At 62.0% G+C, this 25,041-nt stretch carries 19 protein-coding genes; 11 read left to right on the top strand and 8 right to left on the bottom strand.

Going from position 1 to position 25,041, the window contains the following annotated elements:
- The first annotated feature begins 58 nt into the window (after positions 1–58).
- From K6N12_RS04555 to K6N12_RS04540, 4 genes are read left to right on the top strand one after another with little or no spacing between them, the layout of a single operon-like run.
- Positions 59–1,852 (top strand): heparinase II/III domain-containing protein, encoded by a 1,794-nt coding sequence (locus tag K6N12_RS04555; RefSeq protein WP_097628107.1) that lies wholly within the window; start codon positions 59–61, stop codon positions 1,850–1,852.
- A gap of 16 nt (positions 1,853–1,868) precedes the next feature.
- Positions 1,869–2,714, top strand: coding sequence for a discoidin/SUN/FTP domain-containing protein (locus K6N12_RS04550; protein WP_097628106.1), 846 nt, complete (start codon positions 1,869–1,871; stop codon positions 2,712–2,714).
- A gap of 53 nt (positions 2,715–2,767) precedes the next feature.
- The gene (locus K6N12_RS04545) at positions 2,768–3,436 is read left to right on the top strand and encodes a response regulator (RefSeq protein ID WP_097628105.1); all 669 of its coding nucleotides are present in this window, start codon (positions 2,768–2,770) and stop codon (positions 3,434–3,436) included.
- Positions 3,426–4,826 carry a sensor histidine kinase gene (locus K6N12_RS04540; RefSeq protein WP_222148770.1) on the top strand — a complete coding sequence of 467 codons (1,401 nt, stop codon included), beginning with the start codon at positions 3,426–3,428 and terminating at the stop codon, positions 4,824–4,826. Before K6N12_RS04545 ends, K6N12_RS04540 begins: the two co-directional genes overlap by 11 nt.
- 81 nt (positions 4,827–4,907) lie before the next feature.
- Here K6N12_RS04540 and K6N12_RS04535 read toward each other — a convergent pair whose 3' ends face one another.
- The 5 genes from K6N12_RS04535 to K6N12_RS04515 all read right to left on the bottom strand — a co-directional run bounded on the left by K6N12_RS04535 (position 4,908) and on the right by K6N12_RS04515 (position 10,058).
- Entirely contained in the window at positions 4,908–5,789 is an 882-nt protein-coding gene (locus K6N12_RS04535; RefSeq protein WP_097628103.1) for an ABC transporter permease, read from the bottom strand.
- A gap of 12 nt (positions 5,790–5,801) precedes the next feature.
- Positions 5,802–6,620, bottom strand: coding sequence for an ABC transporter ATP-binding protein (locus K6N12_RS04530; RefSeq protein WP_222148769.1), 819 nt, complete (start codon positions 6,618–6,620; stop codon positions 5,802–5,804).
- A 94-nt stretch (positions 6,621–6,714) separates the two neighbouring features.
- A complete protein-coding gene (locus tag K6N12_RS04525; protein ID WP_097628101.1) occupies positions 6,715–7,728 on the bottom strand; it encodes an ABC transporter substrate-binding protein in 1,014 nt (337 codons plus the stop codon).
- A gap of 269 nt (positions 7,729–7,997) precedes the next feature.
- Complete coding sequence (locus K6N12_RS04520; protein ID WP_097628100.1) at positions 7,998–8,726, bottom strand: FadR/GntR family transcriptional regulator; 729 nt, start codon at positions 8,724–8,726, stop codon at positions 7,998–8,000.
- A gap of 324 nt (positions 8,727–9,050) precedes the next feature.
- On the bottom strand, positions 9,051–10,058 hold the full coding sequence (locus tag K6N12_RS04515) for a LacI family DNA-binding transcriptional regulator (protein ID WP_131710486.1): 1,008 nt from the start codon (positions 10,056–10,058) through the stop codon (positions 9,051–9,053).
- Positions 10,059–10,265: 207 nt separating this feature from the next.
- On the opposite strand from K6N12_RS04515, the gene K6N12_RS04510 reads away from it, so the two are divergent.
- The 6 genes from K6N12_RS04510 (at position 10,266) to K6N12_RS04485 (ending at position 18,011) form a co-directional block, all read left to right on the top strand.
- Complete coding sequence (locus tag K6N12_RS04510; protein WP_097628097.1) at positions 10,266–11,588, top strand: alpha-L-fucosidase; 1,323 nt, start codon at positions 10,266–10,268, stop codon at positions 11,586–11,588.
- Between the two features lie 49 nt (positions 11,589–11,637).
- Positions 11,638–12,858: an ABC transporter substrate-binding protein gene (locus K6N12_RS04505; protein WP_097628096.1), complete on the top strand. Its 1,221-nt coding sequence runs from the start codon at positions 11,638–11,640 to the stop codon at positions 12,856–12,858.
- Between the two features lie 67 nt (positions 12,859–12,925).
- The gene (locus K6N12_RS04500) at positions 12,926–13,852 is read left to right on the top strand and encodes a carbohydrate ABC transporter permease (RefSeq protein WP_097628146.1); all 927 of its coding nucleotides are present in this window, start codon (positions 12,926–12,928) and stop codon (positions 13,850–13,852) included.
- Positions 13,842–14,726: a carbohydrate ABC transporter permease gene (locus K6N12_RS04495; RefSeq protein WP_097628095.1), complete on the top strand. Its 885-nt coding sequence runs from the start codon at positions 13,842–13,844 to the stop codon at positions 14,724–14,726. Before K6N12_RS04500 ends, K6N12_RS04495 begins: the two co-directional genes overlap by 11 nt.
- A gap of 194 nt (positions 14,727–14,920) precedes the next feature.
- The gene (locus tag K6N12_RS04490; protein ID WP_097628094.1) at positions 14,921–15,850 is read left to right on the top strand and encodes a substrate-binding domain-containing protein; all 930 of its coding nucleotides are present in this window, start codon (positions 14,921–14,923) and stop codon (positions 15,848–15,850) included.
- Between the two features lie 16 nt (positions 15,851–15,866).
- Positions 15,867–18,011 (top strand): methyl-accepting chemotaxis protein, encoded by a 2,145-nt coding sequence (locus tag K6N12_RS04485; protein WP_097628145.1) that lies wholly within the window; start codon positions 15,867–15,869, stop codon positions 18,009–18,011.
- A 58-nt stretch (positions 18,012–18,069) separates the two neighbouring features.
- Here K6N12_RS04485 and K6N12_RS04480 read toward each other — a convergent pair whose 3' ends face one another.
- The 3 genes from K6N12_RS04480 to K6N12_RS04470 all read right to left on the bottom strand — a co-directional run bounded on the left by K6N12_RS04480 (position 18,070) and on the right by K6N12_RS04470 (position 22,326).
- Positions 18,070–19,332, bottom strand: coding sequence for a DUF3422 domain-containing protein (locus K6N12_RS04480; RefSeq protein ID WP_097628093.1), 1,263 nt, complete (start codon positions 19,330–19,332; stop codon positions 18,070–18,072).
- Positions 19,333–19,503: 171 nt separating this feature from the next.
- Positions 19,504–20,865 carry an MFS transporter gene (locus K6N12_RS04475; RefSeq protein WP_097628092.1) on the bottom strand — a complete coding sequence of 454 codons (1,362 nt, stop codon included), beginning with the start codon at positions 20,863–20,865 and terminating at the stop codon, positions 19,504–19,506.
- Positions 20,866–21,039: 174 nt separating this feature from the next.
- Positions 21,040–22,326, bottom strand: coding sequence for an ABC transporter substrate-binding protein (locus K6N12_RS04470; RefSeq protein WP_097628091.1), 1,287 nt, complete (start codon positions 22,324–22,326; stop codon positions 21,040–21,042).
- A gap of 191 nt (positions 22,327–22,517) precedes the next feature.
- Between K6N12_RS04470 and K6N12_RS04465 the strand changes: the two genes are divergently transcribed.
- Complete coding sequence (locus K6N12_RS04465; protein ID WP_097628090.1) at positions 22,518–25,040, top strand: hypothetical protein; 2,523 nt, start codon at positions 22,518–22,520, stop codon at positions 25,038–25,040.
- Position 25,041 lies beyond the last annotated feature (1 nt).

Genomic DNA, 25,041 nt, shown 5'->3' with positions numbered 1-25,041 from the left:
TGATAGGTGAGCATCAGGCCGATGCCGCCATCGAGGCTTTTCCAATGCGGGGAGGGACATGTTCAGCGAGATTTCAGAGAAGCTGCCGGACGTCCTCGGCGATTTCACGCCGGGATCTACCTACTCCGACCGTGAGAGATGGAACGCGGTGCCGCAGACTGCGCGGGATGTGGTCGTGCGCGATGCCGAAGCCACATTTGCGCGCGCCTGGCCTCTCATCACTGCCTCCGATTACCGGGAGTACACGCAGACCGGCAACCGCTCGCACTTCGAGGCGCTTTATTTCACCCGTCGGCGGATGCTCAATGATCTTGTGCTAGCCGAACTCTTGGAAGCGGGGGGGCGGTTCCTGCCGAAGATCGTCGACGGCATCTTCCTGATTGCCGAGGAGAGCGGCTGGCAGCTTCCGGCGCATAATGCCTATGGGCGCGGCGGCCCGCGTTTGCCGCTTCCCGACACTTCGCAGCCGGTTGTCGATCTCTTCGCGGCCGAAACGGCAGCCCTTCTGGCGACGATCGTCGCCCTGCTCGGCGATGCGCTCGACGGCATCAGCGCGGAGATTGCGGCGCGTGTGGAACGCGAGATCGAGACCCGCATCCTGACACCCTATCTCGGCCGGCATTTCTGGTGGATGGGCAGCGGCGAGGAGCGGATGAACAATTGGACGGCCTGGATTACCCAGAATGTTCTTTTAACCACCTTCTCGCTCAAGACCGACAAGCCTACACGCCGCGCCGTGGTCGAAAAAGCGCTCGGCAGTCTCGATGCATTCCTTAAGGATTATGCCGAGGACGGGGCCTGCGAAGAGGGCGTCGTCTATTATCGCCATGCCGCACTCTGCCTGAACGGCGCGCTGACCGTGCTCGATAGCGTGGCGCCCGGCCTGTTCGACGGGATCTGGCAGCAGCCGAAGATCCGCAATATGGCCGAATACATCGCCAACATGCATGTTGCCGGCCGCCATTATTTCAACTTCGCGGATTCCTCCGCGGTGGTCGAGCCTTGCAGCCTACGGGAATACCTGTTCGGCAAGTCTGTTGGTTCGGAGATGCTGGCGACGTTCGCCGCAGCCGACCGGGCGGCAGCCGAGACCCCGCACCTGCCCGGCGAATGGAACCTCTGGTACCGCGTTCAGGAGCTGCTGGTCGGTCATACGATCCCCGCCGCCGAACCGCAGCCGGCATCCGGCCGGGATATCTTTTATCCCGGCATCGGCCTGTTCATCGCCCGCGACGGGCAATTTTCGCTCGCGGTCAAGGCCGGCAACAACGGCGAAGGCCACAATCACAACGATGTCGGCAGCCTCACGCTCTACAAGAACGGCCGACCCTTCCTGATCGACGTCGGCGTCGAGACCTACACGGCAAAAACCTTTTCGCCGCGGCGTTACGAAATATGGACGATGCAATCGGCCTATCACAATCTGCCGACCTTCGAAGGCGTCATGCAGTCCGCCGGCGAAGCCTTCGGCGCCGGCGATGTCGATTTCGATTTCGGCGACAGCGAGGCGCGCATCTCTCTCGATATATCAGGCGCCTATCCCCCGGAAGCGAATGTGCGCAGCTATCGGCGCACGGTCTCCCTGAAACGGGGTCGCCATGTCGAGATCGTCGATACCTATGACGGCGGCAAGCCGGCCGTCCTGTCGCTGATGACATGTGTGGCGCCGACCGTTGCCCCCGGCCGGATCAATCTCGCCGATCTCGGCAGCATTTCCGTCGATGGCGCCGGGTCGATCGAGATCGACGAGATCGACGTTGATGACATCAGGCTGAAAGCGGCCTGGCCCGAGAAGCTCTACCGGCTGCGCCTGCCGTTTGCCGGCAAGCTTCTGAGATTGCGGATCGTCTAGCCTGAGGAGGGCGAGCATGGAATTGACGCTGAAGATCATGGATGCCGATGGCTTCGTGCTGGCAAGCGCCACGGGGCAGGGCGAGACGTTTCTGGTCTATCGGCAGAGCTATCGCGAGGGCGACTGCGTAGTCGTGGAGGCGTCCGAACCCGGACATATCTTTCTGGCGCTGGACAGCGCGAATCAACCCGGCCCGGTCTATATGAAGGGATGCGATTATTGCCTCGCCGTGCCGTTCGGCGACAAGCGTAAACCCTATTCGCCGAACGCCTTCAGGGGCGATATTCATCGGCTTTCGGTCCGAAGCGCGCGGCCCGACGAGATTGCCCAGCGGCGTAATCTCGCCCTGAACCCCTGGGACGATCACGCCAATCGGACGCTGTTTCCGCATGCGCGCGCGAATGTCGAAACCCGGGGTGAGGCCGTCTTTGCCGCGCGCAACGCCATCGATGGCGAAAAGGCCAACGACGATCATGGCTTTTGGCCCTATACCAGCTGGGGCATCAATCGAGATCCTGAAGCCGCGCTGACGGTGGAATTCGGCCGGCCCGTCCGCATCGATGAGATTGTCTTCTACCTCCGGGCGGACTTCCCGCATGATTCCTGGTGGGAGAAAGCCAGCGTCACCTTCTCGAACGGCGGGAGCTGCTCCTTTCCGCTGGTGAAGTCCGGTGCTGCGCAAGGCTTTTCCATAGAACCCTGCATCGTCGAATGGGTGGAGCTGCACCGCCTGATCAAGGCGGAGGACGGCTCGCCCTTTCCGGCGCTGACGCAGATCGAAATCTGGGGAACGGAGGTGCCGATGGCCGGAGACCGGAACTTCGCAGCCGTTGCCGTCGAGGGCGAGGCCGAGCACGCCTAGAACCACCCGTGTCGCGCTTCCGCCAGACCGTCTGCCCGTGCTAAGGGGGATGGATGAGACTGCTTGTGGTGGAGGACAACAAGGATCTGGCGGCCTGGCTGGGCAAAGCCCTGCGGCAGGCGCAATATGCTATCGATATCGCCCATGACGGCGAGGATGCCGAGCATATGCTCAAGGTGGCCGAGTATTCGGCGATGATCCTCGACCTTGCGCTGCCCAAGCTTGACGGATTGACGCTTTTGAAGCGGCTAAGGCAGTCGGGAAACAAGCTTCCGGTGATCATCCTGACCGCGAATGCAAGCTTGGACGGCCGTGTGGCGGGGCTCGACAGTGGCGCCGACGACTATCTCGCCAAGCCCTTCGAAATTGCCGAGCTCGAAGCGAGAATCCGCGCGGTGGTGCGCCGCGGACAGGATCGCGCATCGTCCGAGATCACCGTCGGCAACCTGCGTTTTTCCGGCGGAACGCGGCAGTTTTTCGTCGCGGACGAGCTGCTGCAGCTGACGCCGCGAGAATATGCCGTTCTTGAACAGCTCGTCATGAAGCTGGGCAACACGGTGTCGAAAGCCGCTCTTTCCGAAAGCGTGTTCGGTTTCGACGACGAGGCGGATCCGAGCGCCATCGAAATCTACGTCCACCGGCTCAGAAAGAAGCTCGAAAGCAGCTCGGTTCAAATCGCGACGCTGCGCGGGCTCGGTTATCTCCTCAGACATGTCGAATAGCATCGTCATAAAGGCCGGCGCGACGATTGCGCGGCTCAGCCGGAGCCTGAGAGTACAGTTGCTCTGCTGGGTACTGCTGACCCTTCTCGGCGCGATCGGCTTCAATCTTTACGACAGCTTCTGGACGGCGGATGCGACGGCGAAGCTGGTGACGGATCGAACGCTTCTGGCCTCGGCCCGCGTCATCGCCGAGGCCGTCCGCGTCGACGAGGGCGGCAATGTTCAGGTGGACGTGCCGCCGGCAGCGCTCGAGATGTTCGATACGGGTTTCGGTGACCGGGTCTCCTATCAGGTGATCACCGCCTGGGGCAGTCTGGTGAGCGGCTTTCCCGATTTGCCGTTGCCGACTGTCCAACGGGTAGGTGAGGATCGCGCATTCCATGGCGCCAATGTGCGCGTCATGATGCTCGACCATCCCGTCGTCGGTCTTCCTGATGACGGCACCATCTCGGTCACTGTCGCCGTGACCCATAACAGCCAGTACGCGATGCGAAGGCAGCTGTGGCTTTCGGACTTCTCCAAGCAGTTCGTGCTCGTCTTCGTTGCAAGCCTGATGACCATCCTCGGGCTCCAACGCGGCCTCGCCCCGGCTCTCCGACTGCGGGACGCCGTGCGCCAGCGCGGCCGCAACCGTCTCGATCCGCTGCCGCCCGAGATGGTGCAGAGCGAACTGCAGCCGCTCGTTCATGCGCTCAACGACTATATGGAGCGTGTCCAAAGCCAGATGGCCGCGCAGCGGCGGTTCGTATCGAATGCCGCCCATCAACTGAGAACGCCCCTGGCGCTGATTTCGACCCAGGCAAGCGTGGCGGCCCGCGAAGCCGATGCGGCCCGCCGCGACGAGGCGCTTTTTGCCCTTCGCACCAGCACGCGGCAGATATCGCGCCTCGCCAGCCAGCTCCTGACCTTGTCACGGGCCGAGCCCGGAAGCCGGCGCCCGCGCAGCGATGCGGCCGACCTCAGCAAGGCCGCCCGCGAGATCTTGGAAGCGCATGCCGAAGAGGCGTTGAGGCGCAACATCGACGTCGGTCTGGAAGCGGACGGCCCCGTCATCGTCGAAGGCGACGGGACGATGTTGCGGGAGATGCTGGTCAACCTCGTCGACAACGCGATCCGCTATACTCGGGCGAATGGACGGGTGACTGTTGCGGTGGGGCAGGCCGATAGGCATGCCATCGTAACCGTCGAAGACAACGGGCCAGGTATTCCGAGCGGGGAGCGCGAACAGGTTTTCGAACGATTTTACCGGATCATGGGGACCGAAGCGGAAGGCAGCGGCTTGGGGCTGGCGATCGTCCGGGAAGTCGTCGAAGGCGCTGGCGGTTCAGTCTCGCTCGGCGAAGCTGAAGGCGGCGGCCTCGTCGTGACCGTGCGGCTTCCGCTCACGTGAACCTGAAGCGCATCAAATGCAGAAGGCCGGGCATGATGCCCGGCCTTCTCTTCGATCTGCCTTGGGAGGAGGTCGATCGTATTACTGCGTATCCATGTGCTGCTGCGGGCGCCATTTCGCCAGGCGGTTCTCGATCACCGTCATGATGAATTCGGCAACGAGCGTGACGACCATGACGAGCAGGATCGCCGCGAACATGCCGGCCGCGTCGAACGTGCCCTTGGCGATCGAGATAAGCTGACCGATGCCGAAGCGCGCGCCGACGAATTCGCCGACGATCGCGCCGATGATCGCAAAGCCGAAGGAGACGTGCAGGCTGGCGAAGATCCAGCTCATCGCCGAGGGAATGACCACCGTGCGGGTCACCTGCCAGTCCGAGGCGCCGAGAATGCGGGCATTGGCGATCATGTTGCGGTCGGCCTCGCGTACACCCTGAAAGGCGTTGGCGAAGACGACGAAGAATACCATGATGAAGGCAAGCGCGACCTTGGAGGGCAGGCCGAGACCCATGATCATGATGAAGATCGGGGCAAGCACCACGCGGGGGATCGAGTTGATCGCCTTGATGTAAACGGAGAAGATGTCCGACAGGAAGCGGTTGCGGCCGAGGCCGATGCCGACGAAGACGCCGGTGATCGAGCCGGCGAAGAAGCCGATCAGCGCCTCCTCCATCGTCACCCAGAGATTATACCAGAGCGACCCTTCGGTGGTGCCCTCGGTTGCCCATTCGTAGAGACGCTGAAGAACGCCGCTCGGGCTTGAGTAGAAGAACGGATCGATCCACTGCATGTTGGAGGAGAGCTCCCACATGCCGATCACGAAGACCAGGATGGCGATCTGCCAGAAACGCACGAGCGTATTGCGCCGGCGTATTGCCTTCAGCGCGGAGGCTTCGATCTCGGCATCTGATGTGCCCGGGCGAAACAGCGCGGCGGAACCGGCCTCGAAAGTGGTATGTGCCATGATATCCTCCTCTCAAGCCGCTTCGCTTGCGCGGCGGTAGCTGGTCTCGACCTCTTCGCGGAGGTCCTCCCAGATCGTCTTGCAATAATCGATGAAGTTCTGCTCGTAGCGGATCTCCGACACGACGCGCGGGCGGGGAAGATCGATCGTGTAGACCGACTTAACCGTGGCGGGGCCGGCTGTGAGCACATAAACCTTGTCGGCGAGCGCCACGGCCTCTTCGAGATCATGGGTTACGAAGACCACAGAAGCCTTTCGCTCCGCCCAGAGATTGAGGAGCTCCTCGTGCATGACGGTGCGGGTCTGCACGTCGAGCGCCGAGAAGGGCTCGTCCATCAGCAGGATTTCCGGTTCGTTGATGAAGGTCTGCGCCAGCGAGACGCGCTTGCGCATGCCTCCCGACAGCTGATGGGGATAGTGGTGGAGAAACTTCGACAGGCCGACGCGCGCCAGCCAGCCGCGGGCCATCTTTTCTGCCTCGGTGCGAGACTTGCCGCGGAACAGCGGCCCGGCCATGACGTTGTCGATGACGTTCTTCCAGGGGAACAACGCGTCGGTCTGGAAGGCGAAGCCGACCCGCGGATCGATGCCGGTGATCGGCCCGCCCATCAGGCGGACTTCGCCGGCGGAGGGGCGTGCCAGGCCCGTTACGAGATTGAGCGTCGTCGATTTGCCGCAGCCGGTGGGGCCGACGACGGCGACGAACTCACCGCGGGCGACCGTCATGTTGAAATCGCGCAGCGCGGTCAGTGATTTTCCGGTCGGCGAGACGAAGCGCCGGCTGACATTGATCAGCTCGATCGCGGGGATCTGTTTGTTGTCCTGTTGCATGGTAATACCCGAGGCGTGCTTGAGGGCGCGCACGCAAAGCCCATGATCGAACGGAGGCCGCTCCCGCTTGGGAGCCGGGAGCGGCGCGACTGACTTACTTGACGTTCTTGACGAATTCCGTCGTGTAGGTCTTGGAGAGGTCGATCTGCTTGCCCTTGACGTTCTTGGAGAATTCCGAGAGCACAGCAAGCACGGTCTTCGGACCGTCTTCGGGCATGACGCCATCCGGCGTGAACATGCCCTTGCCGTCGTTCAAAGCCTTGATGTAGCCGTCCTTGTCGCCGACGTAGAAATCCTTCGGCATCTTATCCGCGATCTCGGCTGCGGAATGCGTGTTGATGTAGCGCAGGGTTTTGACGAAGGCGTTGGCGAGCTTCTGCGCCTCGTCTTTGTGCGCGTCGACCCAGGCGGTTTCCATGTAGAGCGAGGCGGCCGGATAGGTGCCGCCGAGCGCCTTTCGGGTCGATTCGACCGTCCGCATGTCGACGAGAACACTGGCTTCGCCGGTTTTGATGAGGCGCGAGATCGTCGGCTCCGTCGTCATGCCGGCCTGGATCTGGTCCTGCTGCATGGCGGCGATGAACGTGCCGCCGGCACCCACAGGAACGGTGACGACGTCACCCGGCTGCAGTCCGGCCTTCGAGGCCATGAAGAGCGTCAGGAAGTTGGTGGACGAGCCGAGGCCGGTAACGCCGAGGGTCTTGCCCTTGAAATCGGCCGGCGATTTGATCTCAGGATGCTTGCTCGAGACCATCTCGACCTCACCCGGCGCCTGGCTGAACTGGACGAGGGATTCGACGAATTTGCCCTTAGCCTGCAGGTCTACGCAGTGATCGTAGAAGCCGACGACCCCCTGGACGGCGCCTGCCAGCAGCTGGTTTTCGGCGTCGACGCCGGCAGCTTCGTTCAGGAGCTCGACGTCGAGGCCCTCGTCCTTGAAGTAACCGAGAGATTCGGCGAGCTTGGCGGGCAGATAGATCTGCTTCTCATAGCCGCCGACCATGATGGTGATCTTGTCGGCCGCATGGGCAGCTGTTGAAGCAAAGGATGCCGCGGTCAGCAGCGTGGAAAAAGCGACGGTGTGAAAAAGGCTGCGTGAAGAACGCATTGATATCTCCTCCTGGTGGTGTGACCGCATCGTCGTCTCGCCACTTAGACCGTGTCTCCTCCACGATGCTGCCCTTTCCTATGACCTCGAAGCTTTCAATTAGCTTTCAGCCGCTGACGGGGTAGCCAGTCCGTCCATGCATCCCGCTGATGCGCGCCGGTGCAGAGGCGATCACAATAAAGGCGGCTGCGCAAACCGGCCAGCAGGTTCGTTCCCGACGCCACGTTCGGATGGCGGGTTGGCTGGTGATTTCCGGCTTCTGGCAGGCCTCAGCTCGTAAAGCTTCGCAGATCCTTCAGCAGGTTGCGGTATCTGGCCTGGCTGCCGACCAGATGCTCGCGCATTGCGTTGCGCGCGGCCTGATCATCCCTGTCGGAGATGGCCATGACGATCGCTTCGTGTTCCCTGTGGATCAGCTTTCGGTAAGCGGTCTGCTCGGCGGTTCTCGTTTCCGGAACGAGCCGCGACTGCGGGATGATCACGGTTCCCTGCGATTCCAGGAAGTGTTTGAACAGCGGGTTGTTCGTCGCCTCGGCGATCGCGACATGGAGGTCGAGATCCGCCTCGCGGATGGATTGATCGGTCTCGATGCGCTGGAGGATTTTCCGGTGGCATTCGAAGATCGCCTCCTCTTGTGCCGGCGAGCGGCGCAAGGCGGCAAGTCCCGCCGCCTCGATTTCGACAGGCGTCCGGATTTCGAGCACCTCCAGATCGGAGGCGACGCGGGCCTTGTCGACCTTTCTGCCTGACAGTGACGGATCGGCGCCGATCACGAAAATGCCCGCGCCCTGGCGCACTTCGACCAGTCCATCGGAACGAAGCGCAGCGACAGCCTCGCGCACTACGGTGCGGCTGACGCTGTGCGTCTCGGTGAGTTCATGCTCGCTCGGAAGCTTGTCGCCGGCGGCATACTGGCCGCTGAGGATTGCTTGCCGGAGGCTTTCGCCGACCTGCGAGACCAGCGACCCCGAGCCTCTGCTGCGATCCTTTGCCTGCATAGCCACGCCTTGACCCCCGCTCCGGCTTTGATCCGCATGCCGACAAGATTGGCGGCATGCGGAATCTATATTCATCACACATGTATGACAAATCCTCCGATCTTTCAATGACTAGCGGCATCGTCGCTGTCTGTTTTGCTGGAGTGTCGCCGGGCGCAGAGCGTCTTGTTGGCCTTAGTCGGCATCATCCGACGCTCCTCATGCTGAGGTGCGCAGCCGAAGGGCCAAGCCTCGCAGCACGCCGCAACGCTGCTTCTTGCATGTATCAGCGCCTGAGCACCCACCTCGTCCTTTGCCTAGTCAGCAGAGCCCGAGGGAGGGGACTCAGAGCCGCCTGGTCGACTCCCCGCGCACGAATCTCGGCGTCAGGATAAAATCCTGCGGCGGCTCGGCGGCGGCCTCGGGGCTTGCGATCCTTGCCAGCAGGCGCTGGGCCGCGAGTTCGCCGAGCTTCTGCGCATCCTGCACGACCATGGTGATGCGCGGCGTGATGACGTTGCTCCAGGGCACGTCGTCGACCATCGCCAGCGATACGTCGTCGGGGCAGCGGAAGCCCATTTCCTGCATCACCTGCAATGCTGCCAGGCCCATCATGTTGTTGGCGCCGATGATGGCGGTCGGGCGGTCGCGCCGCGTCAGCAGGCGCATCGCCTGCGCATGGCCGCCGGTTCTGGTGTAGCCGCCTTCGACCACCAGCGAGGGGTCGATATCCACGCCGGCGGCGGACATCGTATCCATAAAGCCCTTCAGCCGCTCATCGGCGGTATGCAGGCCGGAGGGGCCGGAAATGAAGCCGATGCGCCGGTGGCCGAGCTGCAGCAGATGCTCCGTCAGAATGGTCGTCGTCAGCGGATTGTCGGAGCCGACGAAATCGCGCGCCGCGCCCTCCACCTTCTGATCGAACATCACGATCGGGGTCTTGAAATCGCGCAGGAACGCCGCGTATTCCGCGCCGTGGCCGTTTGTCGCCAGCGCGATGCCGGCGATCTTCTGCGCTTCCATCCGCTCCAGCAAGGCCCGTTCGAGTTCGGCCCGGCCGGAAGAATCGGCGATCAGGACGAAATAGCCGTGATCGAGCGCCTGATGCTCGATCTCCCGGCGGATATCGCCGAAGAACATGTTGCCGAGATTGGCCGAAACAAAACCGATCAGCGAACTGCGCCCGCGCGCCAGCGTCTGGGCCACCGGATCGATGCGGTAACCGGTCGATTTTATCGCCTGCTGGATGCGGTCGAGCGTCTCGACGCCGACCCGCTTCGGGCTGTTGAGCGCGAGCGAGACGGTCGAGATCGAAACTCCCGCGAGGCGCGCGACATCTCGTATGGTCGTCATGTCTATCGAACCGGTTCTAAAGCTTTGTTATGTCAGTTTCTATTTCTCGGTGCAACAGACTTTTCTGAAATGGCGCTTTATGGCTGGGAAAACTTTTCATAGGCGGCTGTGGTGGAATCGGCTTGACAGGCGGGGCATCAAGGAAGATGTTCAGTCACCGAACCGGTTCGATATGGTGTGGAGCCGGAAAACAGGGAGGAGAAACCTGTGACGAGTTCGGAACACCAGCCGGAAAATTCTGTATCGGGAGAGGCGGGCAAGCACGCCTGGTTCAGCCATGATCGCCTTGGCATGTTCATCCATTGGGGCCTCTATGCTCTCGGAGCCCGGCACGAGTGGTTGAAGAACCGCGAAGAGCTGACCGATGAGCATTACCAGCGCTATTTCGACAATTTCGATCCCGATCTCTACGATCCCAAGGAATGGGCCCGCCGGGCGCGTCTCGCCGGCATGAAATATGTCGTGGTGACGACCAAGCATCACGAGGGCTTCTGCCTTTGGGACAGCAAGGTTACCGATTACAAGGCGACGAATACGCCCTGCGGCAGGGATCTGCTGACGCCGCTGGTAGAGGCGTTTCGCGCCGAGGGGCTGAAGATCGGCTTTTATTATTCGCTGCTCGATTGGCACCATCCTGATTTTCCGATCGACGTCCACCATCCCCTCCGCAACCATGCCGACGCCAAGGCGCTGAACGCCGGCCGCAACATCGCTAATTACGCCGCCTATATGCGCGAACAGGTGCGCGAGCTTCTGACCGGTTTCGGCCGCATCGACATCATCTGGTTCGATTTCAGCTATCCCGGCCGCGAATATCACGGCCTGCCAGGCAAGGGACGCGCCGATTGGGAAAGCGAGCGGCTGATCGAGCTGGTGCGCGAGCTGCAGCCCGAAATCATCGTCAACAACCGCCTCGACCTGCCGCCGGGCAAGCTGCCGGATGTGACGACGCCGGAGCAATATACGCCGCGCGTGGCGCCTGCCATCGCCAGCCAGGGGGTGCTCTGGGAAGCCTGCCACACCTTCAGCGGCTCCTGGGGCTATCACCGCGACGAGGATAGCTGGAAGAGCCCGGAACAGATCATCCAGCTGCTGATCGATTCCGTCGCGCTCGGCGGCAACCTGCTGATGAATGTCGGCCCGACCGGGCGCGGCACCTTCGACGCGCGCGCCGTCGATGCGCTTGCGGTCTACCAGAACTGGATGGCCATCAACGGCCGCTCCATCTACGGTGCCGGGCCATCGGAACTGCCGGTGCCGGCCGGATGCCGCTATACCCAGCGCGGCAATCGCCTCTATCTGCATGTCTACAACTGGCCCTACCGCCACATTCATATCGAGGGCCTCGCCGACAGGATCGCCTATGCGCAGTTCCTGCACGATGCCAGCGAAGTGCGTTGGCTCAGCCAGACGAAGGAAGTGGATTCCAATATCGGCGTGATGGTGCCGGAAGGCATGATCACGCTCGAACTGCCGGTTCGGCGACCTGACGTTACCGTCCCGGTGATCGAGATCGTCCTCAAGGCGTGAACTCGGTCGCATCCGCGTGTTCATTGCGTCATGGAGGGAGGAGAAACCCATGAAGGTTCTGAAGAAAGCGCTTTTGCTTGCCACAATCGGCGGCAGTCTTTTTGCCACAGCCGCATCGGCCGAACAGGTCAACCTGACCTGGCAGATGTGGACCGGTTCCGATGCCGACACCAAGGGCTGGCAGCACCTGGCCGAGATGGTCACCGCCAAGTATCCCGATATCAAGGTGACGCTGACGACGACCGGCTGGGTCGATTACTGGACGAGGCTGCCGGTGCTGGCGGCGTCGGGACAGCTTGCCGACATCGTTTCCATGCAGTCGCTGCGCATGCCGAATTTTTATTCGCTGCTTGAGCCCCTGAATGATCGGATCGCCGCCGACAAATTCGATGTCGGCGCTTTCACCCCCTCGATCATCGGCGGCATGTCCGTCGACAAGCAGCTTTACGGCCTGCCTTACGACGTCGGTCCGTGGGTCATCTATTATAACCAGGACGCGCTCGAAGCCGCCGGCGTTCCGCTGCCGAAACCGGGCTGGACGCTTGCCGAATTCACCGATGCCGCCAAGAAGCTGACCAAGGACGGTAAATACGGCTTCGGTATCACCCCGACCAACTATTCGGTCCTGGCGGCTGCCTGGGGCGATAAATATGTCAACGACGCGGGAGAGCTCGACCTCACCAATCCGAGCGCCGTTGCCGCGGCCGAGAGGGTGATCGGCTTTGCCGCCAAGGACAAGGTGGCGCCGCTGGTGCCATCGAGCGCCGATGCCGGCACGGTCATCCAAGGCCGGTTCTATTCGGGCAATGTCGCCATGTATGTCGACGGTCCATGGTCGATCATCGGCATGAAGGACAAGGTTAAGTTCAAAATTGGTTCCACCTCTCTCCCGCGCGGAGACGGCGAGCTTACCGCCGTCACGGCGGGCTCCGGTTTCGGCATCGCCACGACGAGCAAGAACAAGGATGCGGCCTGGAAGGCGATCCAGGTGCTGACCAGTCCCGAGGCCCTGCAGTATCTTGCCGAACAGGGGCGTGCGCTGCCGGCGCGTGCGGCGTCGCAATCCTCCTGGTACAAGGTGGCCGCCAAGGACATCACCAATGGCGGCGAGGCCATCGACTATTCTCTGGCGCATTCCGTGCCCTACGTGATCACCAACAACTGGGCGGCGGTCGAAAATCTGTTCAACCAGTATTTCCCGCCGGCCTTCGGCGGCAGCGCCGACGCCAAGCAGACGATGGAGTCGATCCAGAGCCTCGCGCAGCAATAGAGCCTATGCGTCCGAAAGGATGCGCAGGCGCCCGCCGCGGCAGGAATTGCCGCGCATGGAGGAAGACATGTCGGAAAGCGCCGTTGCCGAAATGACCCTGCAGCCTGGTCGGCCGCAGCGCTTTCTGAAGCCTGAGACGCAGACGGCCATGCTGTTCCTGCTGCCGAGTTTTCTCGGCTTCATGATCTTCATGGCCCTGCCGATCCTGGCGTCGCTGGCGCTCTCCTTCACAAACTGGCAGCTAATCTCGACGCCGTCCTTCGTCGGTCTTCAGAATTATATCAAGCTCTTCACCGTCGATCCGGCCTTCTACACCATCCTCAGAAACACGCTGTTTTTCGCCGTCGAATATCTGGCGGTGAACATCATCGTCTCGCTGCTGCTGGCGGTTTGGATATCCAGCCTGAAGCGCGGCAAGGCGATCTTCCGGGTGATCTTCTTTCTGCCGACCTTCACGCCGACGATTGCCGCTTCGGTGGTGTGGCTGCTGATCTTCACGCCGGATGGACTGGCCGACACCGTCATCCGTTCGCTCGGCCTCGGCCTGCCGAATTTCCTGCTGAACCCGACCTGGGCGATGCAGGCGGTCGTGATCGTCACGCTCTGGGCCAATGTCGGCTATAATGTCGTGATGTTCAACGCCGCCCTCGATCTGGTGCCGAAACACTATCTCGAAGCGGCGACGATCGACGGCGCCAATGCCTGGCAGCGCTTCTGGCGCATCCGTCTGCCGCTGATCTCGCCCACCGTCTTCTTCGCCACCGTGATGACGGCGATCACCTCGCTGCAGGTCTTCGACGAAATCTTTGCAATGACGCGCGGCGGCCCGGGCTCGGCGACGGCAACCCTCGGCTTTGCCATCTACCAGAAGGGCTTCACCAATTTCCAGATGGGCTATGCCTCCGCTCTCGCCTGGGTGATGTTCGTCATGATCATGGCGCTCACCATCCTGCAGTTCCACATGCAGCGCAAATGGGTGCATTATGACGACTGACCCGACCTCACGGCATCCGTATTCCGTCTCCGCGGGTCGGCATCGTCTCCTGCGGCGCATCGGCACCTTCTTCAGTTATGCCGGCCTTTCACTGATCGCGCTGCTTTTCCTCTTCCCCTTCTTCTGGATGGTGTCGAACGCGGTGCGCTCGAATGCCGAGGTAATGGCCGTGCCGGTTCGCATCTTCCCCGAGGAATATCATTGGGGCACATTCGTCGAGGCCCTGGTGGCTCTGCCATTCGGCACCTTCCTGCTGAATTCCCTGGTGGTCGCCTGCGGCGTCACGGCGATCGTGATCGCGGTATCGTGCCTTTCCGCCTACGCCTTCGCGCGGCTGCGGTTTCCCGGCCGTGAGGGGCTGCTGCTTACCTATCTCAGCACGCTGATGATCCCGCAGGTGATGCTGGTGATCCCGCTTTTCCTCCTGGTCAGCAAGCTCGGCTGGATCAACACCTATCATGGCATGATCCTGCCGGTCGCCTTCTCGTCCTTTGGCACGTTTCTGCTGCGACAGTTCATCCTCGGCATTCCTAAGGATCTCGACGAGGCCGCGATGATGGACGGTGCCTCGCGCCTGCGCATTCTCGTCACCGTCATCGTGCCGCTCGCCATGCCGGCAATCGGCCTTTTGTCGCTCTTCACCTTCATCGCCCAGTGGAAGAGTTTCCTGTGGCCGCTGATCGCTACCAGCGGGGTGGAAAAAGCCACACTGCCGCTCGGGCTCACATTGTTTCAGACCCAGCAGGGCACGGCGTGGAACTATATCATGGCCGGCGCGACGATCTCTATGCTGCCGGGCGTGGTCCTGGCCATCGTGCTGCAAAGGGTGATCTATAGGGGCATCACCGTCAGCTCCGGCTTCGGCGGAAGATAGTAAAAAACAGAGATTTATGTGCATCGCGCGAAGTTCGAGACGAAGCCTGTCAAGGTCGGTTGCTCGCCGCCGAAGAAGGCGCTTCCGCGCCACAATATCCTATCCCCGTTCTTAACTTTCGTTTCCTCACGAAAAGTAAAATTTAACCAAGATTTGAAATAACGCATTCACATCCGAATTGCGTAGGGGAATTCATGAAAACGGCCACGCTTGCATCCATCGCCTTGGCGATATCGGTCTCTGTTGCCAATGCACAGACGATCGGGGTTTCGATGACCAATCTCGATAAATTCAGAGAGATGCTTCTGAACGGCGTCGTCTCGCACGGGAAGACGATATCAGGCCTCAAGCTCGTCACCGCGAATGCCGAGGGCGACAACGAACTTCAGAAGAAGCAGGTTCAGCAGTTCGTTGCCGACAAGGTCGATGCCATTATCATGATGCTGTCTGATGGCGATTTCGGACCGCAAATGACCAAGATCGCAGCGGATGCCGGCATTCCCCTGATCTACATCAACACGACGCCCTCCAATCTCTCGGACTTGCCGGACAATCAGGTCGTTGTCGCCTCCGATGAGAAAGACTCCGGTACGCTGGAGACAAAGCAAGTGTGCTCTCTGCTCAAGGGCAAGGGCCGTGTCGTCGTGCTGATGGGGGAGGTCTTCCATGTGGCCGCCCGCACCCGCACCCAGGACATCGCCGATGTCATCGCGACGCCGGAATGCAAAGGCCTTGAGATCGTCGAGCAGCAAGCGGCCTATTGGTCGCGCGATTATGCCGATCAGCAAATGCAGGAATGGCTGGCGGCCGGCGTCAAGTTCGATGCTGTTATCGCCAACAATGACGAGATGGCGCTCGGTGCGATCCGCGCCATGAAGAAGGCCAATATCCCGATGAAGGACGTCGTCGTCGCCGGCGTCGATGCTACCGACGATGCGCTTGCCGCCATGGTGGCCGGGGATCTCGACGTCACCATTCTCCAGAGTGCGGTCGGGCAGGGGGCGGCGGCCGTCGACGCTGCCGTGAAGCTCGTCAACAAGGAGAAGGTGCCTCGCGAAAACAACGTCCCCTTCGAACTCGTCACACCCGAGAAAATAGCCCAATACCTGCCGAAGAGCCAGTGAGCATAAGAGGCCTATGATGTTGCATTTCTGGAATAAATTCGGCATTCGCGCGCAGATCACCGCAGGCTTCGTGCCGTTGATCCTGCTGATGAGCCTGCTCACCGTCAGCGCGATCTCCGGCATGAACGGGCTTGCCGCGATCTTCGCTTCCTATCGTGTCACGGCCGGCCAGAGTCTGGCTATCTCCGACTACAGCGACCAGTTGCACGAGATCCAGATGTCGGCGGAGGCTTTCCGTTCGACCCCGACGCAGGCTGTCGTCGACAGTTTCCGCGCCGGCGTGAAGGCCTTCGAGGCGGACGACCCGCGTTTTGCCGGCAACAAGGACCTGCAGTCGGGGCTTGCAGAAATCCGCCAGGATATTGCCGCCTACGGCAAGGCCTTCGAACAGATCGTTTCCTTGCAGGCTCGGCGCGACATGTTGATCTCCAAGGTCACCGAATTCGGCCCCTGGACCAGTATCGCGCTCAACGACGTCGTGCGCAGCGCCTGGCGCCAGAACGACGTGACGCTGCTGCAGATGACGGCGGCGACGCTGGAGGCCTTGAACCGCAGTCTCTATTTCTCTGAACGCTTCGTGCATTCCAACGATTTCGCGGCTTACGACACGGCGCAGGCGGCTCTCGCCGAAGCCGTGGCGCTCAATGACGCCGCCGCCAAGGCTGCGAAGAATGAGCTGCAGAAGAAGCGCCTGATGGGTGCCGGGCAGCTCATGCAGAACTACACCGCCCGTCTCGGCGACATGAAGGAGGTGCTGCAGGCCTCCGGCAATATCCGCCAGACGCAGCTTGGCGTGCTCGCGCCGAAAATATCAGGCGAATTCACGGATTTGCAGGCGACCGTGACAGGTGCCCAGAAGGCCCTTGATGGTTCCGTGGAGGCGACGGTCGCCTCCGCGACCAGCACGACGCTCGTCATCAGCGGGCTGCTGATCGTCATCGGCCTCGTGCTTTCCTATTTCGTCGGCCTGCTGATTTCCTCTGCGGTGCGCAAGATGGCCCAGTCCATGGAGCAGCTTGCTCGCGGCGAGGAAGGGATCGCGATAACGGGCGTCGAGCACCGCCACGAACTCGGCGCCATGGCGCGTTCGCTGAAGGTTTTCCAGGAGACGGGCCGCGCCAAGCTGATCGCCGAAGCCAATGCCGAGCGAGCTCGCCTCGCCGCCGAAGAAGAGCGGCTGCGCCAGGAAGCCGAGCGGCTGTCCGATGCGCAAGTGATGGAACATGCCTTCCGCCAGATTTCCGTCGGTCTCGACGCGTTGTCGAAGGGTGATCTCACCGTTCGCGTCGGCGAAGTCGACCATCGCTACGTCAGGATCCGCGATCATTTCAACAATTCGGTCGCAAGCCTCGAGGAAGCGGTCGACTCTGTCATTCGCGCGGTCGCCACCATCCGCTCCGGTCTGTCGGAAATCTCCACCGCCTCCAACGATCTCGCCCGCCGCACCGAGCAGCAGGCAGCCTCGTTGGAAGAAACGGTCGCAGCACTCGGCGACGTGACCCGCGGCGTCAACGGCACGGCAGAGGGCGCAGGCCGCGCCCAGGCCGTCGTTGCGACGGCCCGCACCAATGCCGAAAAGGGCGGCGAAATCGTCGCCCGGGCTATCGACGCGATGACGGAAATTCAAAATTCGTCGTCGAAGATCGGCAACATCATCAGCGTCATCGACGAGATCGCCTTCCAGACCAACCTCTTGGCGCTGAATGCCGGCGTCGAAGCGGCGCGCGCCGGTGAGGCGGGCAAGGGCTTTGCCGTCGTCGCCCAGGAAGTCCGCGAGCTCGCCCAGCGCTCCGCCAATGCGGCGCGGGAGATCAAGCAACTGATTTCCACCTCCTCCGCGCAAGTCAAGACCGGTGTTCAACTGGTCGGCGAATCCGGTCTCTCGCTGGAACAGATCGTCGAGCAGGTTACCGCCATGAATGCGACCGTCGCCGAGATCGCCGTTGCTGCCCGCGAACAGGCAACGAGCCTGCGCGAAGTCTCGGCCGCCGGCGACCAGATGGACAAGGTGACCCAGCAGAACGCCGCGATGGTCGAAGAAACCACGGCGGCGGCCCAGAGTCTGACGCAGGAAACCGAAAGTCTTGCTGATCTGTTGCGGCGGTTCAAGACGGGCAGCGGTCGGGCACGAGACCATCGCCCCTGCGCAATGGCATCGTGACGATCTGTCGGAGCGGTTAATAGAACACCGCCGCTCCGAAAGGGCGGCGGTGACCCCGTCAGTGGCTTTCGGATGTGGGGCCGTGCGGCACGCCGGCGATGCTTCGGCGCACGTGACGGACCGCGGTCCAGACGGCGAAGAGCACGAGCGGGATGGCGCCGAGAACAGCGAGTTTTGCCACGTGCGGATCGACGCCCAGTGCGGAAATGCTTTCGAGGCAGATCTTCACCAGGCCGACGGTATAATAGGTGATGGCGATGACCGAAAAGCCTTCGACCGCCTGCTGGATATGCACCTGGATGCGCGCCCGCTCTTCCATTGAGGTCAGCAGTGAGGCATTCTGATCCTCGAGCTGAACCTGCACGGTGGTTCTGAGAAGGTCTCCGGCCAGGCTGACGCGTTCGGCCAGCTCGTCGAGGCGCCGTTCTGCCGCATAGACCGAGCGGACAGCCGGTTGGAAGCGTCGGTCGATGAACGTACCGAGCCTTTGTCTTTGCTCGACCCGCTCTTCTCGAAGCTCCGACAGCCTGCTCGCCACGATCTCGGCATAGGCTTTTGTCGCGCCGAAGCGGTGGCGGGCGAGTGCCGAGAAGTTGAGCACATCGGAAGAGAGCCTCGTCACCTCGGACAGCAGCGCCTTGTCGACTTTGACGGCGCTCTGCATATGGACGATCAGGAGATCGAGGCGCTGGTCAAATGCGGAAAGCTTCGACACGGTCTCGCGCGCCATCGGCAACGCCAGCAGCGCCATCATCCGATATGTCTCGATTTCCAGGAAACGCCGGACCATGCGGCCGGTCCGATAGGCGTTGAGGTTGCGGTTGAAGAACAGGAACTCGAGGAATCCGCTGTCGGTCAGCCGAAAGTTCGAATGCACCTCGGCGTCGCCGCCGCCGACCCGCGAAGCGACATAGTCGAGTTTGGGTTTTTCCAGGATGCGCCCGTCCTTCTCGTCACGCACCAGCACGCGCACGGCCGCGATGACCTTTCCGCCAATCTGGCCGCAGCAGGCCCGAAAAGCTTCCGGCGGGTTGCTGCCGGGTTCGGCCGATGCCGGCACCACGAAGGTGAGGGTGAGGAACTCGGTATGGGCTTCCCATTTCAGTCGGCCGTCGCCGACGCGGCCGATGCCGTGATTGCCCTCGCCCGTCGTGGTGACATCTTCCAATCCCGGCAGGGAACCGGGCAGCGAAGGAGGGCCATTCTCGCCGATGATAGCGACATGCCAGACATCGGTGTCGCCATCGAAATAAAGCGACGGCCGGGCATGCAACTCGTTGTGAAGCTCCCTGCGCAGCGGATGCTCGGAACCCATCGGCATGGAGATGCACCTCTATACGATAGACAGTCGCTGGATCGCCGGCGGAAGGACCGGGTGCCGGCGCTTGATAATTTGATATGGCGCCTGGAGCTGCCCCCAGGTCGACAACGCCTATAGCCTCTCCCGCGGCTCGTGTCACGACGCCTTCGCAGCAGTCGCCCAATCGCGCGTTCAGAGTGAGCGCCAGGCAAGGATGCTCCCGAGCAACTGCACGCTGCCGCCTGCAGACATCGCGACGATGAAGCCGGTTTCGGCTTCTCCGAGGAAGGCGAAGATCGCCCCGAGCAGGGCGACGCCTATCGTCGCGCCCACCATGCGGGCAACGTTTATCAGGGCGCTCGCCGTGCCGGAACGATCGGCGGTGACGGTTGAAACCGCGACCGCGGTTAGGGGGCCCGTCGCCATTCCCATGCCGACGCCGGTCAACAGCAGCCCGATCTCTTCGGCAACGAACCAGTCGGCCAGGAAGGATGCGCCGAGCAGGAGATTGCCCAAACCCATCAGCGCCAGCCCTGCCGATATGGTGCGTTTTTTCCCAAGGCGCTCCGAGATCGTGCCGGAGAAGGGGGAGATCGCGATGAAGCTGAGGGCCATCGGCAGCAGCGATAGTCCTGCTTCAAAGGAGGCCAGGCGGCCGAGGCTGAGGGAGACCAGTGGAAAGAGAAACAGCGTGCCATACATGCCGAAGGTCATCGCCGCCGTTCCGGCCATCGCCCCGCGGAATTGGCTGTCCTGGAACATCGACATCGGAACGAGGGCCGTCTGTTCCAGGCGCTTCTCCACCATGACGAAGAGCAGCAGGAGAGCCGCGCCGGCGATTGCCAGGAGCGCCGTCCACAGCGGCGGCAGATGCGATGATTCAATCGCGGTGAGGGTAAGGGCGGTGAGGGATGCGATCCCCAGCAACTGACCCGGCAGGTCGAAGGATCTGCCCTGCCGATCGGCGCTTTCCGGAATGAAAAGCCACGCGCTCGCCGCCGCGATCAGCGCGATCGGGATGACCACGAAGAAAACGGATCGCCAGCCGAAACCGCGGATCAGAAAGCCGCCGAGGGTGGGGCCGATCGCAAGCGACATCCCATTGCAGCCGGCCCAGATTCCGAGCACGCGCGCACGGAGCTTCTCATCCCGGTAGATGACCCGGATCAGTGAAAGCGACGCCGGCAGCAGGAGGGCGGAGCCGAGACCGGTCAAGGCCCTGGCCCCGATCAGCATTGCGATGCTCGGGGCAAAGGCGCAGACGAGGCTCGCCAGGGCAAAAACCGCACAGCCGATCACGAACATCCGGCGCCGACCGTAGAGATCGGCAAACAGGCCGCCGCTGATGAGGAGTGCTGCGTAAACGAGATTATAAGCGTCGACGACCCACTGCAATTGCGTCACCGACGCCTTGAGGTCGAGGCCTATCGGCTGGACCGCCAGATTGACAACCGATGTGTCGACCTGCGCCACGATCACGCCGAGGCAGAGAATGGCGAGGGCGGCTGGTCTCAGGTCCGAGCGGGAGCCGGTGTTTCGATTGATGATATCCATAACGCTACCTTTCGTTGCGGGAAGACGTAGCGTGGTTCAGTCCATCGACAATTCGAAACCGATCGAACTGTTCGGCATGTTGGCATAGGCAGAGGCAAAAAAACGATCAGCCACGGCCCGTTGCGAGGCCGTGGCTGATGCAGCGCGCAATCTGTGGGAGACAGGCGCGGCCGTTTACTTGTTGGCGGCGAGGGCGACGTTGACCTTGTCGACGTCTGCGCTCATCGCCTTGAAGGTGTCCTCAAGGGAAAGCTCGCCGACGATCAGCTGGCTCATCCGCTGGACAATGAGCTGATAGATGGCGGAGGAGCCCTTCAGGCGTTCCAGGTCGCGAGCTGCCTTCGGCGCGCTGTTGCGGCTTGCGAGGAAGACGGCCATGGCGTCCTTGGCGTTCTTGCTATCGAGCTTGTACTGCGGATCCTTGATGTCGGCGCCGGTCAGGATGACGTAGTTTTCGGCGATTTCACGCTGGACCTTTTCAGAGCCGAGGAACTCGATGAAGGAGGCGACGGCCTGCGGGTACTTGGTGCGCTTGAAGCCGACGATCGCGGTACCGCCCGGCATCGCATAGCAACCGGCATCGCCGCAGGGCGCGCTGATCGCCGTCCAGTCGAAGGCGTCGCCGATCTTCTTCTGGAACGGATTGACCATCCAGTTGCCGGCAAGATAGGTCACGACATTGCCGTTGACGAACTCGTCACCCATGTTCTTGTACTGGGTTCCGCCGGCCGCGCCCCACATTTCCTTCGGGAAAGAGCCGTCCTTCGTCCAGTTGTAGAGATCGGTGATGTAGTGCTTGGCGGCATCGTCAGGGAAGGAGAACTTGCCGTCCTTGACGTAGTTCGAGCCGTAGGAGAAGGCCGCGCCGGAGAAACGGTGACCCGAGCGGTCCATCGTAAAGGGGATCTGGGCGCCGGTCGCCTTGGCGACGCGTGCCGAGGCTTCGACGATGTCCTTCAGCGTGGCGGTCGGCTTCGGAAGCGGTTCTTTCGCCTGCTCGAACAGCGTCTTGTTGACGAAGGGCAGGTTGAAGGTCTGCGACGCGACGTAGCCGTTGATCGAATTCGGATCGTTGACGCCGGGGAAGCGAAGGGTGTTCAGGCTGTCGCCGTGCAGCTTGGCGAAGCCATCGGGATCCTTCATCAACGGGCGCATGTCGAGGTAATAGGGCGCCAGCTGCCAGTCGGTGATCTTGGCGATGTCGGGACCTTCGCCGATGGCAAGCTGCACCGGCAGCTGTTTGGCGACGGCATCGTAACCCGAGGAGACGAAGTTCACCTTGATGTCGGGATGCGCCGTCTCGAATTCCTTGCTCAGCGCTTCCATCCGCTCGACATAAGCCTGGTCGTCGTCGGTGAAGAGAAAGGTGATCGTCTGCGTTTCCGCCATGGCCACGCTCGACCATGCGAAAGAAACCGTAGCCAACGCCAGTGCGAAAGCCCCTGAAAGATACGTTTTCATTTTCATCCTCCCATGAAAACATTTTCATCAATCGCGGCCTTGGCCATCGATAAGTGAATTTCATATACTTGACATTCGTTCCGTCAAGCTATTTTCTACGCAAATAGCGATGTTTTTGAGCAATTTTCAAAAATCATGCACCCAAATAACCTAATGAAAATATTTTCATATGATTGCGGAGGAGGCGATCTTTGAAAACGGAAAGCATCAAGCGGCCTGATGGCATGGCCCCGGCATACAGCGTGGCGGCGGGGCAGACGGTGACGGCCTGGGCCGTTTCCGCCCTCATTGAGCGCTATTTTCCCGGCGAACCGGCCCCGGCCGAAGATCGCGTGAACTATCGCTTCATCAACGGTTTCGTCGATGTCGGCGACCTGCCGTGCCGCAAGGCCTTCTGGTCCACCATGGTCGGGCGGGCGCTGGAGCCGGACACGTCCTGGCCGACGGAAAGCCTCTATCTTCCCGGCTCGAACCGCCGCGTGGAGTTTACCAGCTTCTGGCATGTGCCCGCACATGTCAGGCGATGGCTGAAGGGCACGTTCAGGACGGAAGCCCCGCGCACGCTCAATCTCGCGCTCAAGACCTGCGGCGGCGTCCGCATCTGGGTCAACGGGCAGGAGGCGGTGCGCTTCGAACCCTTCAGGCGCAACGTCGAGAGCGCAACCGAGATCATGCTGACGCTCGAGGCCGGCGACAACGAGATCCTCGTCCATACAGAAGACCTCGCCGAGCGCGACACGACCTGGTTCTTCGAGCTCGAAATGCTGGACAAGGAGCCGCTCTGCGTGCTGCTGCCGGTGCCGCTGGATCAGAACGAGGTGCGCGAGCTGGAAACCCTTTCGCGCGGCGTGCGCCCGGCCCGCGACGTCTTCATCAATCAGCCGCTGGAGATCATCTTCGACACGGCGCCCGAGCGCGACCTGCCCGTCGATCTCAAGGTGGTCGGCCATGGCCATGAGCGGCCGATTCTTGCCCATTCGAAACTGACCCTGCGCGCCGGCGAGAGCCGTCTGATCGCCGAAGAAGTCTGCGGTATTGCGGACGGTTATCACGGCATTCACATGACGATCGGTTCCGGACCGGGTTCGGTCACCCGCGTCATCGATGCCGCCTTCATGAGCAGCCTATCGCCATTGCCTGAAGAGGCGTCGCTTTCCGCCCGCAAGCGGCAGGCGCTGGAATACAGCGCCCGCTTCGGCGCCAATCGCGCCGGGCGTCTCATCGCGATGATGGAAACAGGCCATCACGATCCGGAAAGCTTCGAGCGCATCGTCGATGCGACCCTTGCCTCGATCGATGCGCGGGAGGATTGCTCGGACTTCATCATGGTGCCCCTCCTCTGGCTGCTCGGCGCCTATGGCGACCGGATGCCTGCGGCCACGGTCGAACGCATCCGCCGTTCCGTTCTCTCTTATCGCTACTGGGTCGACGAGCCGGGCAATGACGCGATGTGGTTCTGGAGCGAGAACCATGTGCTCTGCTTCCATACCAGCCAGCTGCTGGCCGGGCTGTTTCTCCCCGATGCGGTGTTCTCGGCCTCCGGGCGGACGGGACGGCAGCAGGCGGAACTCGCCGTCGAGCGGCTCGGGCGCTGGTTCGACAGCGTCGAGGCTCATGGCCTGGCGGAGTGGAATTCGGCCGCCTATTACCCGATCGATTTCATCGGCCTGCTGGCGCTGGAGCGCTGGGCCGAGAGGGGGATTGCCGATCGCGCCCGCGGCCAGATCGACCTCATCTTCCGCATGATCGCCCTTCATACGCTGGCCGGCGTTCCGGCCGGCTCGCAGGGCCGCGCCTACGACAAGGAACTGCGCGCCGGCCCGCTGACCGAGCTTGCGCCCTTTGCCCAAGTGGCTTTCGGCACCGGTTGGCTCAACAACGGCGTGGCGGCATTGACGATGTTCTGCGCCGGCGGTTACGAGCCGCCCGCCGATCTGATCGAGCTTGCCGCCCCTTCCAGGGGCAGAAGCGTCGAGGCGCGTTACAGCCAGGGGCTCGAGAGTGGAAAGCTCGTGCTGTTCAAGAACGAGGCGGCGCAGCTTTCGACGGTGGTCGATCACAAGACTGGTCGGAAGGGTCACCAGCAGCACGTCCTCGACATCAGGCTGGCCGGCCATCCAATGGCGCGACTCTGGGTCAATCATCCCGGCGAGGACGATCCCTGGGGCAATCAAAGGCCGTCCTATTGGGCCGGCAACGGCATCCTGCCGCGAGTCGCCCAGCATCGCGACGTCGCGCTTTTCATCGAGGACACCGGCGACGCACGGCACGCATGGACGCATGCCTATATCGGCCGCGATGGCCTCGATGATCTCATTGTCGAAGGCAAGTGGCTGATCGCACGGTCGGGCCGGGGATTTTCCGCCCTCTGGGCCTCCAACGGCCTGGAACTGATCACCGAGGGGCCGACCGCCGGCCGCGAGGCGCGCTCCTACGGGTCGCTCTGTGGCTGGGCTGCTATCGTTGGATGCGGCAATGGCGACGCCTTCAAAACCTTCCTCGAACGCCGGTACCAGACGGCGGTTTCCTTCGATCCTGCGCTTCGCCTGCTAACGCTGACGCCGCCGGGCGGCCCCGTGCTCTCGCTTTCCTATGCCGACGGTCTTTCGATCGCCGGCAAGCGCCGGCCGTTCACACATGATCAGCCGCACCCGATTCTCACCCACGACAGTGCCGCGTCCCAAGCCGGTACTGACGGACCGCTCTACTCGTAAA

The sequence above is a fragment of the Rhizobium redzepovicii genome (assembly GCF_019793435.1).
Lineage (GTDB): Bacteria > Pseudomonadota > Alphaproteobacteria > Rhizobiales > Rhizobiaceae > Rhizobium > Rhizobium redzepovicii.
This window is presented reverse-complemented; position numbering and strand designations above follow the sequence as displayed.